This window comes from Massilia sp. CT11-108, from assembly GCF_047302915.1.
In the GTDB taxonomy this organism is placed as follows: Bacteria; Pseudomonadota; Gammaproteobacteria; order Burkholderiales; family Burkholderiaceae_D; genus Telluria; species Telluria orientalis.
This window is the reverse complement of sequence record NZ_JBKYMO010000844.1, coordinates 1-1555: the sequence shown is the minus strand read 5'-3', so window position 1 is coordinate 1555 and position 1555 is coordinate 1. Positions and strand designations below refer to the sequence as shown.

Annotated in this window: 1 protein-coding gene; it reads left to right on the top strand. The window is 66.4% G+C overall.

Annotated elements, in window-relative coordinates; translation table 11 throughout:
• A partial coding sequence (locus ACEN88_RS31315; protein WP_413346007.1) for an MFS transporter occupies nt 1-1555 on the top strand: 1555 nt, incomplete at both ends.

The following is a 1555-nucleotide window of genomic DNA, read 5'->3' as shown; positions in this document are numbered from 1 at the left end:
CGCATCGCCTATTTCCTGGTCGGCACGCTCGTGACCATCACGGGCGGCCTCGGCAACGCGCTCGTCACCGTCAACCTCGTCAACCTGCAGGGCACGCTGGGCGTCTTCGCGGCCGAAGTCAACTGGCTGCCGACGGCCTACGTCATGACCAATGTGTCGATGAATCTGTTGCTGGTGAAATTCCGCCAGCAATTCGGCCTGCGCGCGTTCACCGAGTTCTTCCTCGTGCTGTATGCCCTGATCACGTTCGCGCACCTGTTCGTCAACGACCTGGGCTCCGCGATCGCCGTGCGCGCGGCCCACGGCATGGCGGGCGCGGCCCTGTCGACGCTGGGCCTGTACTACAGCCTGCAGGCTTTCAAAAAGGAGTGGCGGCCGCGCGGCATCGTGATCTCGACCGGCATCGCGCAGCTGGCCCAGCCGATCGCCTACATCTTTTCCAGGAGCCTGCTGCAGATCGCGGAATGGCGCGGGTTGTATCTGTTCGAGCTCGGGCTCACGCTGGTCACCCTGGCCGCCGTGTTGTGGCTGAAGCTGCCGCCGGGCGACCGCTTCAGGGCGTTCCGGCCGGCGGATTTCCTCACGTTCTCGCTGTTCGCGCCCGGCATGGCGCTGCTGTGCGCGGCGCTCACGTTCGGCCGCGTGCTGTGGTGGACGGAGAATGCATGGGTGGGCATCGCGCTGGCCGTGTCCATCGTGCTGCTGCTGGCCGCGATCTGCGTCGAGCACAACCGCGACAACCCCCTGCTGAATATCCGCTGGCTGACCAACGGGATGATCCTGCGCCTGTCCATCGCGCTGATGCTCGTGCGCGTCGTGCTGTCGGAGCAGAGCGTGGGCGCCGTCGGCTTCCTGCGCCTCGTGGGCCTGAACAACGACGAGATGCAGACGCTGTTCATCGTCATCCTGCTCGCGACCATCCTCGGCATCGTCGTTTCGGTGCTGGTCACCCGGCCGCCGCACCTGATGGCGCCGCAGGTGGTGGCGCTGTTGATCATGGCGCTGGGCGCATGGATCGATTCGAACGCGACCAACGCCACGCGCCCCGCCCAGATGTACGTGAGCCAGGGTCTGCTGGCGTTCGGCGGCGTGATGTTCCTCGGGCCATTGCTGCTTACGCTGCTCGGGTCCGTGATCGCCAATCCCGCGAACCTGATCAGCTTTTCCGTGCTGTTCGGCCTGACGCAGAACCTGGGCGGACTGATCGGCTCGTCGCTGCTGGGCACGTTCCAGGTGATGCGCGAAAAATACCACTCGTCCGTGCTGGCCGAGCAGCTGAGTTCGCTCGATCCGCTCGTCGCCGCGCGCATCCAGCAGTACGGGGCGGCGTACGCGCGCCAGCTGGCGGACCCGTCCGCGCGCACGCGCCAGGGCATCTCCGTGCTGACGCAGACGGCCGCGCGGGAAGCCAACATCCTCGCCTACAACGACGTGTTCCTCTTGATTTCCATCATCGCCACTCTGTTGGCCGCGTGGATCTTCGGCCGTTCGCTGTGGCTGAAATACGTAGCGCCGCCACCGCCGGCGCCGGTGCCGGTGCCTGCGCCGCCCGAGC